Raw genomic sequence first — 19,443 nt, forward strand, 5'->3', positions numbered from 1 at the left:
AATAGGAGCAGGTACTAAAAGGATGTGAAAACCTATGGCACTATGCCTATTATTTATTGCTAGCTATTTAATCGGTGCGATTCCGAGTGGTTATTTAATTGGTAAATTATTTTTTAAAAAAGACATTAGAAATTACGGAAGTGGTAATACGGGCGCAACGAATAGTTTTCGTGTACTTGGTAAGCCTGCTGGTTTTGCAGTAACGTTTTTTGATATTTTCAAGGGATTCATTGTTGTGTTCTTTCCAATATGGTTCAATGTTGACATTCATGGATTAATTATCGGTATTTTTGCGATCATCGGTCATGTCTATCCTGTTTATTTGAAGTTTCGTGGTGGTAAAGCCGTTGCGACCAGTGCAGGTGTTCTACTTGGCGTTAATCCCATTCTGTTCCTCATCTTAATCATTATTTTCTTTGTTATACTTTACTTAACAAAATATGTTTCATTGTCTAGTATTATTGCAGCGATATGCTGTTTTATAGGCGCATTCATATTACATGATTTTATTCTAGTACTTGTTAGCTTTGTTGTAGCAGCCTTACTGATTTACAGACACTTAAGCAATATTAAACGCATTATCAAAGGTACAGAACCTAAAATCAAATGGATGTAAACAAGTCAGTTGATTTTGAGCAAAAACACTCTACAATGTAAAGTACACACTTTAAAATTAAGGAGGTTCACTGAATATGAGCTTAGAGTTAACACCTGAAGCAGTACAGTGGTTTAAACAAGAACTCTCACTACCTGAAACCGGAAAAATCCTTCGCTTCTTTGTACGCTATGGTGGTGAATTCCAATTAAAACAGGGATTCAGCCCTGCTTTTAACGTTGATTTCCTTGAAGATATTAATGATATTGGTTTTGAAACAACAGTTGATGATTTACATATTGTTATTGCAGAAAAAGATATTTGGTATTTTGAAGACCATCAATTAACGATCGATATCGATGGAGATGATATTCTTTATCGTGCAGAAATCAAAACATCATAAAATTTTTAGAACCCAATCAAAAAGCAATATGCTTAATGATTGGGTTCTTTGACTTCGCGTGTTTCTCCAGATTTATTGCATTCATCAATATGGCGATATACATCATACCAATTTGGAAATGCTTTATCTAAGCGCACTGGTTTGCCGCTATCTTTTGTAATCAATACATTATCAGTATAACCAGTTGTAACCAACGTACCTTGTGTATTATAAATTTCATATTCATAACGTGAACGTAAGCGCGAAAATCGAGATACCCACGTTTTAATGGTTACCTTTTCAGGATAACCTACACTTTTTTTATATTGGATATTCAACTCTGTTACTGGCGACACTACACCCTGTTGCTCCATTTCCATATAATCCAAACCTAGTTTACGAATGTAGTCAGTGCGTGCTACTTCAAACCATGTTGCATAATTACCATGATACACAACACCCATCTGATCTGTTTCTTGATAACGCACTTCTATTTCTGTTAATGCATATAACATACATGTTGACCTCTTTCCCGAATCTTAATGTACAATATATTTTAACATAAAGTGACTTTGACACATAAATAAAGACTTTAGCTTAAACCTTTGTTATCTAAGTAGTGCTTAAGAATATATTTTGTCCTATATCATACAAAATGAGCGTAATAAAGATAACCTTATCACACTCATTTCATTATGAATCAACTATGCTAATTTTTTACGTAAAACAAGCTGTAAGATACCACCGTGACGATAGTAATCAATCTCTACATTTGAATCAAAACGCGCAATCGCTTCAAATGTCACTTCTGTACCATCTTCTTTTGTTGCTGTAACTTTGACCAATTGTCCCGGTTGCACACTTTCATCAATATCTACTGCAATTGTTTCCTTACCATCTAATCCAAGTGTATCAGCAGACTCACCATCTTTAAATTGTAATGGTAACACACCCATCATCACTAAGTTAGAGCGATGAATACGTTCATAACTTTGTGCGATAACTGTTTTAACACCTAATAAGTTTGTACCTTTTGCTGCCCAGTCACGAGAAGATCCCATACCATAATCATTACCCGCTAAGACGACAAGACCTGTACCGTCTTCTTTATATTTCATAGCAGCATCAAAGATTGGCATCACTTCATTTGTTGGCCAATACGTTGTAAAGCCTCCCTCTGTACCCGGTGCTAATTGGTTTTTAATACGAATATTGGCAAATGTACCTCTTACCATCACTTCATGATTACCACGACGTGAACCGTATGAGTTAAAATCACGCGGAGAGACGCCATTATCTAACAAATATTTACCTGCTGGTGTATCTTTACCGATTGCACCTGCTGGGGAAATATGATCTGTTGTTACAGAATCTCCGAATTTACCCATAACACGTAAAGATGTTAACGGTTGAATTGTACCCGGTTCTTTAGATAAACCTTGGAAGAATGTTGGGTTTTGAATGTATGTTGAACTTGAATCAAAATCATACAAAGGTTGATTTGTTGTATCAATTTGATTCCATAGTTCATTGTTTTCATATACATTTTTATATTCTTCTTTAAAGAGTTCCGGTGTTACAACACTATCTACTGTATCTGACACTTCTTGAATAGATGGCCAAATATCTTTAAGAAATACGTCATTGCCCTCTTTATCTTGACCTAGTGCCTCGTTTTGTAAATCAATATTCACAGTTCCCGCTAAAGCATATGCTACAACAAGTGGTGGTGATGCGAGATAATTCGCTTTTACTAATGGATGAATACGCCCTTCAAAATTACGGTTACCTGACAATACAGATGTCACAAGTAAATCTTCTTTTGCAACAGCTGTTTCTATTTCTTCTAACAATGGACCAGAGTTACCGATACATGTTGTACAACCATAACCTACTAAGTTGAAACCAAGTTGATCTAAATATTCTTGTAATCCTGCATCACGTAAATAACCTGTTACAACTTTTGACCCCGGTGCCAACGATGTTTTAACGTATTCTGGAACTTTTAGACCTTTTTCAACCGCTTTTTTGGCTAACAATCCTGCCCCTAGCATAACATAAGGGTTTGATGTATTTGTACAAGACGTAATTGCTGCAATCGCAATATCACCTGTTGTCATTTCTGTTGTGCGACCATCTTTAAATGTAATTGTCGCTTTTTTATCAAACTCAGTTGAATCAAAACCATGACCTTGGTTGCCGGCTGGTGCTGTTACTGATTTTTGGAAAGCATCTTTCATATCACTCAAGAAAATAAGATCTTGTGGACGTTTTGGACCTGACAACGACGCTTCAACAGTCGATAAATCTAAGTCTACAATATCCGTGTAATTCGGTTCTTCACTTACATCGTAGAATAAGTGATTCACTTTTAAATATTGTTCAACTGTATCAATATGCTCATCTGAGCGACCTGTTAAACGTAAATACTTCAATGTTTCATCGTCAACCGGGAAGAAACCACAAGTTGCACCGTATTCTGGTGCCATATTTGCAATTGTTGCACGATCCGCTAATGGTAATTTATCAACACCCGGTCCAAAGAATTCAACAAATTTACCAACAACACCTTTTTGACGCAATAGTTCTGTAACACGTAGTGCTAAATCAGTAGCCGTTGCACCTTGTGGTAATTCATTTGTTAAACGCACACCAATAACCTCTGGGATTGGGAAGTATGATGGTTGACCAAGCATACCAGCCTCTGCTTCGATACCGCCGACACCCCATCCTAATACGCCTAGACCGTTAATCATTGTCGTATGTGAATCCGTACCCACTAATGTATCAGGAAATGCAACTTGTTCTCCATTGTCTTCACGTACATGTACAACATTAGCAAGATATTCTAAGTTAACTTGGTGTACGATACCTGTTGCTGGTGGTACTGCATTATAGTTTTGGAACGCTTTTGTTGCCCAGTTTAAAAACTGATAACGCTCATAGTTACGTTCGAACTCCAACTTCATATTGCGTTCTACCGCTTCAGGATTTGCATAGCTATCTACTTGTACTGAATGGTCAATAACTAAGTCTACAGGTACTTCTGGATTAATTTTTGATAAATCTCCACCCACATCATTCATTGCCTTACGTAAGGATGCTAAATCCACAACTGCTGGTACACCTGTAAAGTCTTGTAAGATAACACGTGAAGGCTTGAAAGGGACTTCACCTTTAGTATTTTCTTTACCGAATGTCGCTAAGGATTTAATATGATCTTCTGTAATAACAAAGCCGTCTTCTTGACGCAATACAGACTCTAATAATACACGTATAGAATATGGTAAGCGACTAATTTCAGTTAAACCATTATTTTCTAATGATTTTAAATCATAGTATGTGACATCTTTTCCATTCACTTGAAATGACTTTTTTGCTTGTTCTTTTAAATTTGCAGTCATCTAAATATCCCCCTTGAATTTTTATATGCCGTTTATTTAATTGTATTATTAACTTCTAATGAAAACAACTAGATAGACACTGATTTCGCTCGTTTAGAGTTTTGTCTTTTTAATTAGATATTATAACTTTTAATTATCTATATATCTTTTAGTTATAAGTATACGTTATTAATTGAGAATGATTTTCAATAAATGTCTATTAAAAAGCGATTAAGACTTTTCTATGTGTCTTAATCGCTTTTAACAAGAGCTATACTCATATTATATTATTATTTCTCTTTATCTCTTAAATCTTTGCGTTTTGAAATTAATTCATCTTCATAATCTTGCTGAGATTGTGCGACATATTCTTTCAAACGATGTTTATTAGGTGTAAGTGTTAAGCCAAGGAACTTACGCTCTTTATTCGCATCTTTATAGAAACTGATCATCATCAAGATGACAACAATAGAGAAAGGTAGCGCACTGATAATCGCCGCACTTTGTAGCGCATTCAGTCCTGCATCACCATCGCCGCCACCTGATAACAATAAGACAAACGCAATCAATGATTGTGCTACACCCCATGTTACTTTAACAAATGAACTTGGGTTTAATGAACCATTGGTTGTTTGCATACCTAATACAAACGTCGCAGAGTCTGCTGATGTAATAAAGAATGATGCAATAAGTAATAACGCAATAATAGATAAAACCATGCCCATTGGTAAGTGGTTAAACACACCGAATAGTTGTGTTTCTACCGACATATCAAAAATTTCTTTATGTTTTTTAGCTGTTTCAATACCTAATACACCGAATACACTAAACCATAAGAAACTTACAATAACTGGTACAAGTAATACACCAGAAATAAATTCGCGAATTGAACGTCCTTTAGATACACGTGCAATAAATACACCTACGAACGGACTCCAACTCAACCACCAACCCCAATAGTATAATGTCCAATCTGACATCCATTGGCTCTTCTGTGGATTGGTTGCGGCAGTATCAAAACTACTAAATAAGAACGAATCCAACAAACTACCTGTTGAACTTGTAAACATATTTAAAATAAGAATGGTAGGACCTGCAATTAAGGCTGCAAGCATTAACAATGTTCCTAAACCAATATTTAAGTTACTTAAATATTGAATACCTTTATTGAGTCCTGACCATGCACTCATAATGAATAATACTGTTACAACAACGATAATAATAGCTTGAGTTACAATATTATTAGGTATACCGAAAAGGTAATTTAGCCCACCTGCGATTTGTAATGCACCCATACCAAGTGATACTGCTACACCAATAACCGTAGCAAATACAGCTAATACATCAATTAATGTACCAATAATACCGTCTACATAATCTCCCAAAATAGGTCTTAATGTTTTAGACAATAAGCCGGGTTCACCTTTTCTAAATTGTGCATACGCTAATGCCAATGCAACGACACCATATACCGCCCATGCATGGAAACCCCAATGGAAAAATGTTGAACGTAAAGATTCAGTGAAAGCTTTTGTAGTCATCGGATCAGCATTAGGCGGTGCTGCAAAATGAGATAATGGCTCAGCTGCACCATAGAATACCAATCCAATACCCATTCCTGCACTAAATAACATCGCAAACCATGAAACTGTATTGAATTCCGGTTTATCATTAGGACGTCCCAACTTTAACTTTCCAATTGGGCTAAAAATCAAGAAAATACAGAAAAACACGATAATTGTAGTTAAGATTAAATAGTACCATCCTAATGTATCTGTAATCCATAGTTTTATATCATTCGCAACTTCACCAAATTGCGTTGGAATAAATACACCTATTAGCACAATCGCAAATACAATGATCGAGCTAATTAAAAAAACAGGTGAAAACTTCTTACCATTTGGTTCTGGATTTGAAGCATTCATAAATTAACATACTCCCTTTCATTATTAAATTTTAACAATCAAGTCCTTTTAATTTATATACCCTCTTTTCATGAGGTTTAAAATTAAAAACTATAACCATAACATATACCATAACAAAACAATCGATTATAATCAACGTAGTGTAAAATGGAAATAATATATTTTCAAAAAGTGTATTGTTTTAATTGTAATTTGATGTATAATATTTTTTGTTAATTTTAGTAATAAATAGAGAGGAGTTAACAAAAAATGTTTAAAGAATTTAAAGAGTTTGCACTAAAAGGAAATGTACTCGACTTAGCTGTTGCCGTAGTTATGGGGGCAGCATTCAATAAAATTGTAACATCTTTAGTTGAAAACATTATCATGCCTTTAATCGGTCTATTATTTGGTGAAATCGACTTTGCTAAAAACTGGTCACTATACGGCATTAAGTATGGTATCTTTATTCAGTCTATTATTGATTTTATCATTATTGCATTTGCATTATTTATCTTTGTTAAAATTGCAAACACTGTTGTGAAACCGAAAGAAGAAGAGGAAGAAATTGAAGAAAACACTGTTCTTTTAACTGAAATTCGCGACTTATTACGCAACAAATAAACATAAATATGATAGAAGCGTACATACTTTCCTTATAAACAGAAGAAAGTATGTACGCTTTTTATATTACTCTTTAAACTGCATTCGTGTTGTACTTTGATCATTATTCGATATAACTTCTAAAATAACAGGAATTCTATCTTTCAATTCTGTCACATGGGATATCATCCCCACCAATCTTCCACTCGATTGCAACTGAATAAGTGTTTCCAATGCTGTTTCTAAAGTTTCTTGATCTAATGTACCAAAACCTTCATCAATAAACATAGCATCTAAAGAAATACCCCCTTGCTCATTTTGAACAATTTCACACAATCCAAGTGCTAGGGCTAAAGAAGCTTGGAATGTTTCTCCCCCTGACAAAGAGTTAATGGGTCGTGTTTGATTGGCATAGTAATCAAACACATCTATATCTAAGCCACTAAATCCTTTACCAGTTATGTCTTCTTTTCTTACAAGTTGATAACGATGACCTGTCATTGCTTGTAAACGTCGATTAGCACACTCTAATATTTGATCCAGATAATAGGTTAGTACATAGTTTTCTAAAGTGAGTTTTTTATGATTATGACCACTAACAACTTCTGATAAAGTCACTAATTCACTTTGCGTCTCTAATGTATTTTGTAAATATTGAATTTGTAACTGAACCTCTTCAATATATTGTTTATTTTCTCTTACCTTCAATTCCACTTGGTTATATACTTTTACACTTTCATTGTACATTTCTTCACATTCATCATACTTGTCATTTAATTGTTTTATATCTTTGACTTCTATTAACTTTAGATGTTCTTGTACCTCTTTGATTTTCTCTCTATTTAATTTTACATGATCAAAGTAAGCATCAACCTTCTGTTTAATTTGTTCTGTTTGATGTGCCATTTCTTTTAATCGAATCAGTTCTTTTTCATCTTCCAATTGCAACTTTTGAAGCTCATAATCTAAATCTTGTGCTGCTTGTATTATGCTATCTTTTGATTGTTCAATATGTGTACGAAGCATTTCCAATTGCTGTTGAATACGTGTTCTCATCAAAATATTGCGCTGCATGTCTTCATTATTTTGGCTCACTTTAAAATCAAACTGTTCTTGAGCTTTCAATTGTATTTCATAATTTTCTACAAATAATGCAATGTCTGTATAGCCCGTCTTCGTATATAATTCTTCAATAGCTGTTCGATTTGCTAATTGCTGTTGTGTTTTTATCTCCTGCTCTTGCTCAAACTTCATCACTTCTTTTTGAATTTCAATCAAGCGTTGATTTTCTGTGTCTAACCACTTATTGCACTCACGTATTTGATTCAGTGCTGCTTCTTTAGAATGTAACAGTTTTAATTTTTCACTCAGTTCCTCTGCATCAAATGTTACTGAAGATACATTTTGATAAACTTCTTTATAATGTTTCAATGATGTTTCCTTACGAACTTTCAAAAGACGATATTCATTGATTTGTTGTTCTAATTTTTTATTTTCCGTTTGATAGATTTTTAATTCATCAATAGAACGTGCTTCTACATCCTCTTTATGAACGACTTGATTACACACTGGGCATGGACTCCCAACTGTCAGATGATCGCGCAAACTCTGAACGGCTTGTTCATGATTTAAGATTGCATGATCATGTGCGGTCATCTTATATTGCTGTTGAATATTTTTAGCTATATGCTCATCAATCGCTATAATTTCCTGATGTAACTGACTTATTTTCTCCTGAAGATCTTCTGCATTTTGAACTTGCTCTCTATTATGCTCAAGTTGTTCCACTTCACGCTTTAAGCTTTGACATATATCTATAAGTGTCCTTTCTTGAGTCATATCTACTACCTTACCTGAAATACGTTGTTTCAATTGCTCATACTCTATATTTTTTTCTTTTAATTGTTGATTAATTCTCACAAGTTGTTCATCAATATGTTGAATATTTTTTTGTTTTTCTTTATATAAATCAGCGTTTTGATAGTAGTAATAAGTATTTTGAATAAATATTTTTTGTTTTTCTATCTTTTCATTTTCTTGTACTAGCACTTTTTTATTTTGTTCTAATACTTTATGTTCAGCTAAAAGTTGATTCATATCTTGCTTTGTACGCTCTATTTGCTGTTGTTTATCCTCTAATTGTTCACGCTCTAAAGTTAAATCTTCATATAATTTGATTGCGAGTTTACTCTCTGTAATCCGTTTCAACTGCTGCTCGAGTATTTCCATCTCTTCATTTTTCATGTTTAACTCTGCTTTAACTTGAACAAGGTGACGCTGTTTTTCTTCCAACTCTATTCTCTGTTGTTGCTTTTCTTTTTCAAATTTAATTTCTTGTAAACTTTGATATATTTTTTGTTTTTCATCGTTGAGTTGCTTAACTTTTGTATTACCTATTTCAATATATTGAGATGCTACTTCCAACAATTGCTTATACTGTTGTGGTTCTAATGCTTGATAAGTCATCAGCTCTCGCACATCAAACGTCGCTAGCTTTTGCCATGTACTTTTTATTTTAATATGCTGTTTTTCTATTTCTGTTTTAATATTTTTCGTTTTATCATAGAGCTGTAAACGCAATTTCTCATATATTCCTGTACTAAATAATGTTCTTAAAATAGGTTGTTTGTCCGAAGTTTTAGACATAAGAAATTTTTTAAATTCACCTTGAGGCAAAATAAAAAGTTGTCTAAACTGATCATGCTTTAACTTTATAATATCCAACAAGAATTTATCACCATCTCTTGTTGTCCCTTCTTTTAAAATATAGCGTCCTTCTTCATAATGATACACCTCTAAAGTTGACTGGGTTTCTCCTTTATTTCCTAGCTTTTGGTAAGGGGCTGTTCGGATCACTTTATAACGTTGAGTGCCTATCTCAAATTCAAAAGTAACTTTCAGTGGTGACTGTGCATCTGCAAAATGGCTACGCAAATATTTCACTTCTCTTTTTTCGGTAGAAGCCCTACCGTACAATGCATATACAATACCATCAAAAATCATTGTCTTCCCTGATCCTGTCTTGCCACTAATTAAAAAAAGCTGATTTGACTGAATTTGAGCAAAGTCAATTTCTTCATTTAAAAAGGGACCAAAATTTTCCAACTGTAAACGAATGGGTTTCATTATTCTTCCTCCCCTTGCTCATTAAGTAGTGTTTCAATATATGCTTTTTGAATATGAGTAAGTGGCATATCAGTGTGCGCTTGGTAAAAACTTTGAATAATTTCTATTGGCTGAGATGTTTTAATATGCATATTCTGCTTGGGTATATCTTGAATCATAAATTTTTCAGGCGTTAATGCTAATGTATTGGGATAAAGTTGTTTAAGTTTTTGCATGGGTTCAGTCACATGTCCAATATTACTTAATTTAAAATGAAAATAACTTGTATTACTTTTATGTTCAAAATCTCCATTAATAATATCTTCATAATCCCCTTCAACAACTTCTAATTCGTGTTTAGGTCTTAGAGGTTTGAAGTATTGGTTAAAACCTCCATCCTTTGTAATCTCAACAACACGATAACCTTTGGCTTGTTTAGTTTCCGAAAAAGAATATTGTAGTAACGAACCACTATAAATAATACGTTCGTAATTTAGCGCAAATGGCTGATGGATATGTCCTAATAATACACAATCAAACATCTCTAAAAATTGAGGAGATACGCCTTCTATTGTACCTACTGTAATATCACGCTCTGAATCACTTTTAGGTGTACCGTTCAAAGTGAAATGCCCTACTAACACATTCTGTTTATGATGGTCCATCTTATCGGCTATACGATTCACAAAAATTTTCACAGCATCTTCATAAGTTTCAAAATCATCTTCTAAAAAATTACGAGCTTCTGATACAGTGAAAAACGGTAAAGTATAAAATGCAATATTTTCAAATTCTAAAGGTGTAAAAAAAGCATCTAATGTTGTACGAACAAATAATTGCGTACTATGAAACCATGATGCACCATAACCTAAACGTTCTCGACTATCATGATTACCATTAATAATAATGATTGGAATTCTCATATTCAAATTAAGTTGTTGTATAATGTTCTCCATCAATCCCACTGCTTGTTTACTAGGATAAGCTGTATCATAAATATCTCCTGCAATCACAATGATGTCCGGATTTTCTTGCTTCATTTCTTCTACAAATTGATTTAATATCCAACTCTGATCTTCTAAAAAACTATGACCATTCAGACGTTTTCCTAAATGCCAATCTGCTGTATGTATAATTTTCATTTCATCACCTCAGCCTGTTTATTCGCTAATGTTATATATTTTCATCCTCGAAAATACAAGTAAAAAGAGTAGTCCACATGCTTCTTCTCATGTGCAAACTACTCTTTGATACTATTCAAACTTATCTTGCATGCCTTTATAATCGTTGTACGATTTGTCTTTTTAAGTAGTTATATCTCAATAACATTGCTACTCTCCATGGTAATAGCATACTAAAAGCTAACAAGAAAAACATTCCCGCTAACTCACCAGCATCAATCGAACTCCCTAAAAATACTTTTAATATCGTTCTTACAATTAATAATGAGACTAATACAATAGGAAAGACTTTAGACTTTTTTAAATAGATATGTACGCCCTTAACTTCAAAATGTGAGGTTAACATTAAAACGGTCGAAAAAATAACACCTAACACGATCGACTCTATGATTTCAGTATGCGTAAGCCTAAAATATGGGACAACGTACATCAGTGCGCCTGTCGACATAAAAACAGGTGGTAAAATGATTTTTTTTGCATTAACTGGATATTGTTGTGCCTTCATACGCACTACAATAACAATTGCCCCCATCACAAAGGCAACAATAATAGAAAATATTAAATAAATCACTCTATTTCCTCCTCAAATCTTTCAAAGGCACATAAAATTGTATATTTACTGTGGAAGTGAGAGAGAAAGCCCATTTTTGCCAAAAGCTTTCGTAGTTTTTCCTAGACAAGAGTGACTCAAAGTAAAAAGTTTACTAAAACATATTGTCACTTCAAGCACATACTGTCATTTACAGATGTTATCTCCCTTATTTAGGACACTTTTCACGATGTCCTAGCACCTTATTCAATATCAAAACATAACTCTATTAAAATACAAATAATAACAAAAATCAAGAAAGTAGTGCATAGTAATAGTATAGAATGCTTATTGCAACCTCATAGACTTATATCACTTATTCATTCTTTTATGATTGAAATATGTATAAAGGCTGATGACTACCGGTTACCCTAGTAGTCATCAGCCTTTATACAATCTTATTTTGTTTTTTTCATTTGTTCTTGTTGATTCTTATTCATCATCGTCATCATTTGGTTAATTTTTTTCTGTGACGGTTTTTGACCCATTTGCATCATCATCATGCGTAACATTTCTTCATTAATAGGTGGGTTCTTTTTTAAATAATCCATCATATATTTACGTGCCAAGAAGAATCCACCGACAAGACCGATGATAAGTGCAACTACGATTAATAATATCGCTAACCATGTAGCCATCGTTTCACCCACTTTCCTTATCCTCTAGCATTTTACTAAAAATAAGCACGCTTTTCAAGACAATTCAGCTTAGAGCAAGATAGAAACCTTAATTTATAGTATGACGTTAAAATAGAGTGAGACAGAATTCTCAATCTCACTCCATTTTATAATATCTACATTCTAAGTTTCATATATTACATCTGTTCAATCTTAGCTAACACATTTTCTTTAGTAAAGCCGTATTTCTCAACAACTAAGTCTCCAGGTGCACTTGCACCGAAACGATCGATACCAATTACAAGACCATTCATACCTACATATTTATGCCAACCTAATGTAGCGCCCATCTCAGCAGCCACACGTTTTGTGACTTGTGGTAATAAAATTTCATCTTTATACGCTTGAGATTGTTGTTCAAAAGCATTCCAGTTTGGCATTGATACAACACGCACACCTTTACCACGTTGTGCCAAATCTTTTGCAACTTCAACTAATAAACTAACTTCTGAGCCTGTAGCTAATAGGATATATTCCGGTGCTGTTTCTGTTTCATACACAACATAAGCACCTTTGCGTACCCCTTCTTCGACCTCATCTTCAGTAACGTCTAGCACTGGCAGTCCTTGTCTTGTTAAAACTAGAGCCGTTGGTGTGTTTTGGGATTCAACTGCTACTTTCCAAGCAACACGCGTTTCATTGCCATCAGCTGGTCGAATAACATTTAAGTTTGGAATTGCACGTAAGCCCGCTAATTGTTCAATCGGCTCGTGTGTCGGACCGTCTTCACCTACTGCAATTGAATCATGTGTAAAGATAAATGTTGAGCCAAGTCCCATTAGCGATGACAAACGCATTGCTGGTTTAACATAATCACTGAATACAAAGAATGTTGCCGCATACGGATGCAAACCACCATGTGCTGCCATACCATTTACCGCTGCTGCCATTGCAAACTCACGCACACCAAACCATACATTTCTACCACTACCATCTTCAGCAGAAAAATCATTCTCCGCTTTAACATTTGATTTGTTAGATGATGCTAAGTCTGCAGAACCTCCAAACAACGAAGGAACAGCTGCACTCAATGATTGAATAACTTCGCCCGAATCCGCACGTGTCGCCGCATTATGACCGACTTCAAACTTAGGTAATGCTTCAGCGTAGCGACTCGGTAGCTTCCCATCTAAAATTGTTTTAAATTCTCTAGCTAATTCTGGATATTTAGCGGCATAAGTAGCAAAGTTTGTTTCCCATTCTTTTTCATGTGCATCGGCACGTGTAATCATCGTTTCTTTAAAACGTTCATAAACTACCTCATCAACATGGAATCGTTGAGTTGCATCTAGTCCATAATTTTCAAACGTTAACGTGCGTTCATCACTGCCTAAAGGTGCACCATGTGATGTATGGCTATCTGACTTGTTAGGTGATCCATAACCAATAATTGTCTTAACTTCAATAATTGTTGGCCCATTTTGTTCTTTTGCAGTTTGAATCGCTTTATCGATAGCTTCCAAATCATTACCATCTTTCACTAAAATATGGTTCCATCCATAAGATTCAAAACGTTGCTTAATATTTTCAGAAAATGATTTATTTGTTCTACCATCTAATGAAATGTCATTTGAGTCATAAAGTGTAATCAACTTATCTAGTTTTAAATGACCTGCTAATGAAGCTGCCTCATGAGAGATACCTTCCATTAAATCACCGTCAGAAGCTAGTACATATGTGTGATGATCTACAATTGAAATATCTTTATTATATTTAGCGGCTAAATGTTTTTCTGCCATAGCCATACCTACTGCCATAGCAAAACCTTGACCTAGCGGACCTGTTGTAATCTCTACACCTTTCGTATGTTTATATTCTGGATGTCCCGGTGTTTTAGAATCCCATTGTCTAAATTGTTTTAGTTCTTCTAACTCCAGTCCTCCCGAAACATGGAGTAAACTGTATAATAAAGCTGACCCATGACCTGCTGATAAAACAAATCGATCTCTATTGAAATACGCATTTGCATTTGGGTTAAAATTCAAGTGACGTGTCCATAAAGTATATGCCATTGGAGCAGCTCCCATAGGTAGACCGGGGTGTCCAGAGTTCGCTTGCTCAATCGCATCAATACTTAAAGCACGCAATGTATTAACTGCTAAACTGTCTTTTTTATCAAACATAAAACGACTTCCTTTCTTTTCTGTTCATAATAACATTATACCTGAAAGACACGTTGAAAGCCTAGAAAATCAACATATCTTCATCTTTAATCAATGAATAATCTGTGACACTTACTTGCGCAAATGATTTTGCTTTTGTATAGACTTTAGTTTTTCAGGCGTCACATCATTACCTTCTGGATCAATCACTTTTGTATGTTCGATTTGAGATTTAAAGCTCTTACGAAATGTTTCCAAATACTCACTTCTCAATCGTGATTGTTCTTTCGCTTCATGTTCATCTAATCCTTGCTCCTTTTTCTTTCTTGCAAGGGCGTTAATACGATCCAATTTATCTTGGCTTAACATATCAGTTACCTCCGTCAATTTCTTTACAAAAATATATCAGAAATATCATGAAAAACCAAACACTTCTACTTAGGTATATGCCACTTGTAACCCTATATATGTCATTATGCAACATCATTTTGTACTATTTTCTTAATGTAATTGCAAACACACTTTGTTCCCTGTTCATATCTTTTTCTTTAATTATTTGATTATTATCTTGTAGTGAATGGTCAGTCATCTCGTACGTTTGTTCTGATTGTTCATTTTGACTTGCCAGTATAAAAAAAGTCAAGAACACCAACACTGAAGCTATAAATACAATTAAAAATAAATGTAAATCTGATAGTTTATGCTGTAACATCATTTCGACACTCCTAGAACATTTGTTTGTATAAGCAATTTAACAGAACTAATGTTCTCTGTCAACAAAAAGCGAACAAATGTTTGTTGGCGTTCGTGTAATATGATATAATGAGTTTAAATAATTTGAAGGAGTGCCTAGATAATGAGAGAGTTAACTAAAAGACAAACAGAAATATTTGAATATATTAAACATATTGTACAAACAAAAGGTTATCCACCAAGTGTACGTGAAATTGGAGAAGCAGTAGGACTTGCCTCAAGCTCAACAGTTCACGGACACCTTTCGCGCTTAGAAGAAAAAGGGTATATTCGCCGAGATCCTACAAAGCCACGAGCAATTGAAATTGTTAGTGAATTGATGGGAGACGCTATCAATATGGAATCTACCATTTTTGTACCCGTTATTGGGAAAGTAACTGCTGGCGTACCAATCACAGCAATCGAAAATGTCGAAGAATATTATCCGCTCCCCGAACACTTCACATCTACACATAATGGACAAATTTTTATACTAAATGTTGTTGGAGATAGTATGATTGAAGCAGGAATATTAGATGGAGACAAAGTGATTGTTAGAAGCCAATCCATTGCAGAAAATGGAGATATTATTGTGGCCATGACTGATGAAGACGAAGCAACTGTAAAACGTTTTTATAAAGAAAAAAATCATTATCGCTTACAACCTGAGAATAGTGCTTTAAGCCCTATTTATTTAGATCAAGTAACTGTATTGGGAAAAGTGATTGGTCTTTTTAGAGAAATGTAGCCTACAAATTTTCTTTACTCATCTATTATAATAGGTATTCTACAACAGTAAGTAACTTGTTATATATAGCAAGTTGATTATTCATTTTTAGATATAATAAACTTCTTCAATATAAAAGAAGCAGGACAGAAAGTTTTCTGTCCTGCTTCAGTCACTTATTAATATACAATACTAATATATTGATTAATCTCTATCTCCATTAAAGATTGAATTTCTAACGATAACATAATCCACTTTTCTAAGGGCATCTACATCTTTACCACCCGCATATGAAATCGCACTTTGTAAATCTTCTTCCATTTCTGTAAGTGTATCTTGTAATTTACCTTTATGTGCAACAAACATCTTTTTGCCTTCCACGTTTTTACGTTCACCTTTTTGATATTCAGATGCACTGCCAAAGTATTCTTTATACTTTTTGCCATCCATCTCAACTGTTTCACCCGGTGATTCTTCATGTGCTGCAAAAAGTGAACCAATCATTACCATTGATGCACCAAAGCGTACAGATTTTGCAATATCTCCATGTGTTCTAATTCCACCATCTGCAATAATAGGCTTACGTGCTGCTTTACTACACAGGTTTACCGCCGCTAATTGCCAACCACCTGTACCAAATCCAGTTTTAATTTTTGTAATACACACACGTCCAGGTCCAATACCTACTTTTGTTGCATCTGCACCTGCATTTTCAAGTTCACGTACGCCTTCTGGTGTGCCCACATTTCCAGCAATAACAAAAGTTTCTGGCAGATGCTTTTTAATATGTTGAATCATATCAATAACCTGATCTGAATGACCATGCGCAATATCAATTGTGATATATTCTGGTTTTAAACCCAATGCCTCAATCTCTTTAACAAATTCAAATTCTGGTGCTTTAACACCCACAGAAATAGATGCAAACAAGCCTTTTTCGTTCATTCGCTGTATAAATGGAATACGTGCTGCTTCGTCAAAACGATGCATAATATAAAAATAATCATTTTTAGCAAACCATTCTGCTAATGTTTCATTCATGACTGTTTGCATATTTGCAGGAACTACTGGTAATTTAAAACGTCGTGGCCCAAATTGAATTGATGTATCAATCTCAGAGCGACTTTTCACAATACTTTTATTTGGTATTAATTGGATATCTTCATAATCAAAAATTTTCATGTATTAAAACCCCTCATCTATTTTATCCATAAGCTAATATACTATCATTAAGTAATAAAGTAAACAAAGGGAGAGCAAATTCAATTACCAACTTGATTTTTTTACACCTGGAATTTGACCTTTATGTGCATGTTCACGAAATGCGATACGAGACATCTCAAACTTTCTTAACACGCCTCTTGGTCTACCTGTTACTTTACATCTTCTTGTTAAACGTGTTGGCGATGAATCGCGCGGGAGTTTACGCAATGCTTCGTAATCCCCTTTTGCTTTTAATTCTCTACGCAAATCAGCATATTGTGCAACAAGTTTGGCACGTTTTTCTTCTTTTACTATTTTAGATTTTTTTGCCATTTTTTCAATCCACCTCTATAAATCGTAATTATTACGTTTTAAATCTTAGCATATTTTATTTTACCAATGCAAGATAAAAATTTCTGGTAATATATAAAAAGTCATGATAGAATATTAAATCGTAAAGGTTCCAATTTGATAATTAAGGAGGTTTAGTTATGCGTATTAATGTAACTTTAGCTTGTACTGAATGTGGCGATCGTAATTATATTACAACCAAAAACAAACGTACGAACCCTGAACGTATTGAAATGATGAAATATTGCCCAAGATTAAATAAGCATACATTGCATAGAGAAACAAAATAATCAGTACACAATATACTAATTTAAAAATACGACAAAAGAGAAAGACGTTGAACAGCTTATAATATGTTCAACGTCTTTCTCTTTTGCTTTTTAATTCATCTACTTGATACCTTCTAAGATATCCTCTAAGTCATTTAACATACCTAGTGCTTTTGCTACACCTGTTCCATAAGCTGGATCAGCTTGGTAACAATGACGAATATGACGATGTTTCACTTCATCAGTCGTTCCATCCATTTCATTGGCTGTATTTTCAAAAATACGTTGTTGTTGTTCAGGAGATTGTAAACGAAATAGTTTGCCCGGTTGTTCGAAATAGTTATCATCATCTTCTCTAAAGTTATACTCATATGCCGCACCTTCTAAAGCCAAAGGTTGACGTTTGTATTCTGGTTGATCTTGATGTGCACCATAACTATTAGGATAATAATGTGTTTGTGCGCCCTGATTGCCATCTAAAAATCTCATTTGACCATCACGACTAAACGGACAAATATTTTCTACGCCTACGCCTTTTGGTTGGTTAACAGGAATTTGCCAATGATTAACTCCTAAGCGATAACGCTGTGCATCACCATATGAGAAAAGTCGCCCTTGCAACATTTTATCTGGTGAAAAATCAATGCCCGGTATAATATTTGTTGGTGCAAACGCTGCTTGTTCAACATCCATAAAGTAGTTCTCTGGGTTTTTATTTAATTCAAACTCACCTACTTCAATAAGAGGATATTCATCTTTAAACCATACTTTTGTTAAATCAAACGGATTGTCTTTATGATTTTTTGCTTGTTCTTCTGTCATAACTTGGATGTACATTTTCCATTTAGGGAAGTTGCCTTCTTCAATAGCTTCAAATAAATCTTTTTGTGATGATTCACGGTCTTTTGCTATAACTTGTTCTGCTTCTTCAGGCGTAAAGTTTTCAATACCTTGTTGTGTTCTGAAATGGAATTTCACCCAAACACGTTCATTGTTGTCATTAATCATTGCATACGTGTGTGAACCGAAACCATGCATATGGCGATAACCTTTAGGGATACCGCGATCTGACATTAAAATTGTAACTTGATGTAGTGCCTCTGGTAAAGAAGTCCAGAAGTCCCAATTGTTTTGAGCACTACGCATATTTGTTTTAGGGTCTCTCTTTACTGCGTGATTTAAGCTTGCAAACAATTTAGGGTCTCTAAAGAAAAATACGGGTGTATTGTTACCAACAAGATCCCAATTTCCTTCTTCTGTATAAAATTTTAACGCAAATCCACGAATATCACGTTCAGCATCTGCAGCACCTCTTTCACCTGCAACTGTTGAAAAACGCGCAAACATTTCTGTCTTTTTACCAACTTCTGAGAAGATTTTTGCACGCGTATAACGTGTAATATCATTAGTTACTGTGAATGTTCCAAATGCGCCTGAGCCTTTAGCATGCATACGTCTTTCTGGAATTACCTCACGGTCAAAGTGCGCCATTTGCTCCAAGAAATACCAATCCTGCATTAATAGTGGACCACGTGGACCAGCTGTCATAGAGTTTTCTCTATCACCAACCGGATGACCAAATAGACCTGTAAGTTTAGAAGCATCTTTTTGACTCATTTTATAAACCCTCTTTCTTAATT

The 19,443-nt window shown here is 34.4% G+C and carries 18 protein-coding genes; 5 read left to right on the forward strand and 13 right to left on the reverse strand.

All coding sequences use genetic code 11. From position 1 onward, the window contains the following. Positions 1 to 34 precede the first annotated feature (34 nt). Both plsY and FGL66_RS05620 read left to right on the forward strand, forming a co-directional pair. A complete protein-coding gene (gene plsY / locus FGL66_RS05615; RefSeq protein ID WP_180808905.1) occupies positions 35 to 616 on the forward strand; it encodes a glycerol-3-phosphate 1-O-acyltransferase PlsY in 582 nt (193 codons plus the stop codon). Positions 617 to 692: 76 nt separating this feature from the next. After that, entirely contained in the window at positions 693 to 998 is a 306-nt protein-coding gene (locus FGL66_RS05620) for a HesB/YadR/YfhF family protein (protein WP_180808906.1), read from the forward strand. 32 nt (positions 999 to 1,030) lie between these two features. Here the strand turns inward: FGL66_RS05620 and menI are convergent, their stop codons facing one another. The 3 genes from menI to FGL66_RS05635 all read right to left on the reverse strand — a co-directional run bounded on the left by menI (position 1,031) and on the right by FGL66_RS05635 (position 6,285). Continuing rightward, on the reverse strand, positions 1,031 to 1,492 hold the full coding sequence (gene menI, locus FGL66_RS05625) for a 1,4-dihydroxy-2-naphthoyl-CoA hydrolase MenI (RefSeq protein WP_180808907.1): 462 nt from the start codon (positions 1,490 to 1,492) through the stop codon (positions 1,031 to 1,033). A gap of 189 nt (positions 1,493 to 1,681) precedes the next feature. After that, complete coding sequence (gene acnA, locus FGL66_RS05630) at positions 1,682 to 4,381, reverse strand: aconitate hydratase AcnA (RefSeq protein WP_180808908.1); 2,700 nt, start codon at positions 4,379 to 4,381, stop codon at positions 1,682 to 1,684. A 269-nt stretch (positions 4,382 to 4,650) separates the two neighbouring features. Then, the gene (locus FGL66_RS05635) at positions 4,651 to 6,285 is read right to left on the reverse strand and encodes a BCCT family transporter (protein ID WP_180808909.1); all 1,635 of its coding nucleotides are present in this window, start codon (positions 6,283 to 6,285) and stop codon (positions 4,651 to 4,653) included. A gap of 249 nt (positions 6,286 to 6,534) precedes the next feature. On the opposite strand from FGL66_RS05635, the gene mscL reads away from it, so the two are divergent. Beyond that, on the forward strand, positions 6,535 to 6,888 hold the full coding sequence (gene mscL, locus FGL66_RS05640) for a large conductance mechanosensitive channel protein MscL (protein WP_180808910.1): 354 nt from the start codon (positions 6,535 to 6,537) through the stop codon (positions 6,886 to 6,888). A gap of 66 nt (positions 6,889 to 6,954) precedes the next feature. Here mscL and FGL66_RS05645 read toward each other — a convergent pair whose 3' ends face one another. The 7 genes from FGL66_RS05645 to sosA all read right to left on the reverse strand — a co-directional run bounded on the left by FGL66_RS05645 (position 6,955) and on the right by sosA (position 15,236). Beyond that, positions 6,955 to 9,993, reverse strand: a complete 3,039-nt coding sequence (locus FGL66_RS05645; RefSeq protein ID WP_180808911.1) for an AAA family ATPase — start codon at positions 9,991 to 9,993, stop codon at positions 6,955 to 6,957. Beyond that, on the reverse strand, positions 9,993 to 11,114 hold the full coding sequence (gene sbcD / locus FGL66_RS05650; protein WP_180808912.1) for an exonuclease subunit SbcD: 1,122 nt from the start codon (positions 11,112 to 11,114) through the stop codon (positions 9,993 to 9,995). The genes FGL66_RS05645 and sbcD overlap by 1 nt, the downstream gene beginning before the upstream one ends. A 136-nt stretch (positions 11,115 to 11,250) precedes the next feature. Continuing rightward, positions 11,251 to 11,724 carry a CcdC family protein gene (locus FGL66_RS05655; protein WP_180808913.1) on the reverse strand — a complete coding sequence of 158 codons (474 nt, stop codon included), beginning with the start codon at positions 11,722 to 11,724 and terminating at the stop codon, positions 11,251 to 11,253. A gap of 416 nt (positions 11,725 to 12,140) precedes the next feature. Then, on the reverse strand, positions 12,141 to 12,380 hold the full coding sequence (locus tag FGL66_RS05660) for a YneF family protein (RefSeq protein WP_308413113.1): 240 nt from the start codon (positions 12,378 to 12,380) through the stop codon (positions 12,141 to 12,143). Between the two features lie 176 nt (positions 12,381 to 12,556). Further along, positions 12,557 to 14,542: a transketolase gene (tkt, locus tag FGL66_RS05665; RefSeq protein WP_180808915.1), complete on the reverse strand. Its 1,986-nt coding sequence runs from the start codon at positions 14,540 to 14,542 to the stop codon at positions 12,557 to 12,559. 111 nt (positions 14,543 to 14,653) lie between these two features. After that, positions 14,654 to 14,890 carry a DUF896 domain-containing protein gene (locus FGL66_RS05670; protein WP_180808916.1) on the reverse strand — a complete coding sequence of 79 codons (237 nt, stop codon included), beginning with the start codon at positions 14,888 to 14,890 and terminating at the stop codon, positions 14,654 to 14,656. A gap of 124 nt (positions 14,891 to 15,014) precedes the next feature. Further along, on the reverse strand, positions 15,015 to 15,236 hold the full coding sequence (gene sosA, locus FGL66_RS05675) for a DNA damage-induced cell division inhibitor SosA (RefSeq protein ID WP_258007257.1): 222 nt from the start codon (positions 15,234 to 15,236) through the stop codon (positions 15,015 to 15,017). Between the two features lie 141 nt (positions 15,237 to 15,377). Between sosA and lexA the strand changes: the two genes are divergently transcribed. Next, positions 15,378 to 16,001, forward strand: a complete 624-nt coding sequence (lexA, locus tag FGL66_RS05680) for a transcriptional repressor LexA (RefSeq protein ID WP_180808917.1) — start codon at positions 15,378 to 15,380, stop codon at positions 15,999 to 16,001. 183 nt (positions 16,002 to 16,184) lie between these two features. Here lexA and guaC read toward each other — a convergent pair whose 3' ends face one another. After that, positions 16,185 to 17,162, reverse strand: a complete 978-nt coding sequence (gene guaC / locus FGL66_RS05685) for a GMP reductase (RefSeq protein WP_180808918.1) — start codon at positions 17,160 to 17,162, stop codon at positions 16,185 to 16,187. 84 nt (positions 17,163 to 17,246) lie between these two features. After that, complete coding sequence (rpsN, locus tag FGL66_RS05690) at positions 17,247 to 17,516, reverse strand: 30S ribosomal protein S14 (RefSeq protein ID WP_180808919.1); 270 nt, start codon at positions 17,514 to 17,516, stop codon at positions 17,247 to 17,249. A 158-nt stretch (positions 17,517 to 17,674) separates the two neighbouring features. On the opposite strand from rpsN, the gene rpmG reads away from it, so the two are divergent. After that, entirely contained in the window at positions 17,675 to 17,824 is a 150-nt protein-coding gene (gene rpmG / locus FGL66_RS05695) for a 50S ribosomal protein L33 (RefSeq protein WP_044361700.1), read from the forward strand. 99 nt (positions 17,825 to 17,923) lie between these two features. On the opposite strand, the gene FGL66_RS05700 is transcribed toward rpmG, so the two are convergent. Further along, positions 17,924 to 19,420 carry a catalase gene (locus FGL66_RS05700; protein ID WP_180808920.1) on the reverse strand — a complete coding sequence of 499 codons (1,497 nt, stop codon included), beginning with the start codon at positions 19,418 to 19,420 and terminating at the stop codon, positions 17,924 to 17,926. Positions 19,421 to 19,443: the final 23 nt, after the last annotated feature.

Origin of the sequence: Staphylococcus sp. 17KM0847 (assembly GCF_013463155.1) — a bacterium.
Lineage (GTDB): Bacteria > Bacillota > Bacilli > Staphylococcales > Staphylococcaceae > Staphylococcus.

Coding starts and splice junctions, on each gene's coding strand:
- FGL66_RS05700 (WP_180808920.1), bottom strand. CDS start 19,420: ATGAGTCAAAAAGATGCTTCTAAACTTACAGGTCTATTTGGTCATCCG.
- FGL66_RS05660 (WP_308413113.1), bottom strand. CDS start 12,380: ATGGCTACATGGTTAGCGATATTATTAATCGTAGTTGCACTTATCATC.
- FGL66_RS05645 (WP_180808911.1), bottom strand. CDS start 9,993: ATGAAACCCATTCGTTTACAGTTGGAAAATTTTGGTCCCTTTTTAAAT.
- tkt (WP_180808915.1), bottom strand. CDS start 14,542: ATGTTTGATAAAAAAGACAGTTTAGCAGTTAATACATTGCGTGCTTTA.
- FGL66_RS05620 (WP_180808906.1), top strand. CDS start 693: ATGAGCTTAGAGTTAACACCTGAAGCAGTACAGTGGTTTAAACAAGAA.
- rpsN (WP_180808919.1), bottom strand. CDS start 17,516: ATGGCAAAAAAATCTAAAATAGTAAAAGAAGAAAAACGTGCCAAACTT.
- FGL66_RS05635 (WP_180808909.1), bottom strand. CDS start 6,285: ATGAATGCTTCAAATCCAGAACCAAATGGTAAGAAGTTTTCACCTGTT.
- lexA (WP_180808917.1), top strand. CDS start 15,378: ATGAGAGAGTTAACTAAAAGACAAACAGAAATATTTGAATATATTAAA.
- menI (WP_180808907.1), bottom strand. CDS start 1,492: ATGTTATATGCATTAACAGAAATAGAAGTGCGTTATCAAGAAACAGAT.
- guaC (WP_180808918.1), bottom strand. CDS start 17,162: ATGAAAATTTTTGATTATGAAGATATCCAATTAATACCAAATAAAAGT.
- sbcD (WP_180808912.1), bottom strand. CDS start 11,114: ATGAAAATTATACATACAGCAGATTGGCATTTAGGAAAACGTCTGAAT.
- rpmG (WP_044361700.1), top strand. CDS start 17,675: ATGCGTATTAATGTAACTTTAGCTTGTACTGAATGTGGCGATCGTAAT.
- plsY (WP_180808905.1), top strand. CDS start 35: ATGGCACTATGCCTATTATTTATTGCTAGCTATTTAATCGGTGCGATT.
- FGL66_RS05670 (WP_180808916.1), bottom strand. CDS start 14,890: ATGTTAAGCCAAGATAAATTGGATCGTATTAACGCCCTTGCAAGAAAG.
- mscL (WP_180808910.1), top strand. CDS start 6,535: ATGTTTAAAGAATTTAAAGAGTTTGCACTAAAAGGAAATGTACTCGAC.
- acnA (WP_180808908.1), bottom strand. CDS start 4,381: ATGACTGCAAATTTAAAAGAACAAGCAAAAAAGTCATTTCAAGTGAAT.
- sosA (WP_258007257.1), bottom strand. CDS start 15,236: ATGATGTTACAGCATAAACTATCAGATTTACATTTATTTTTAATTGTA.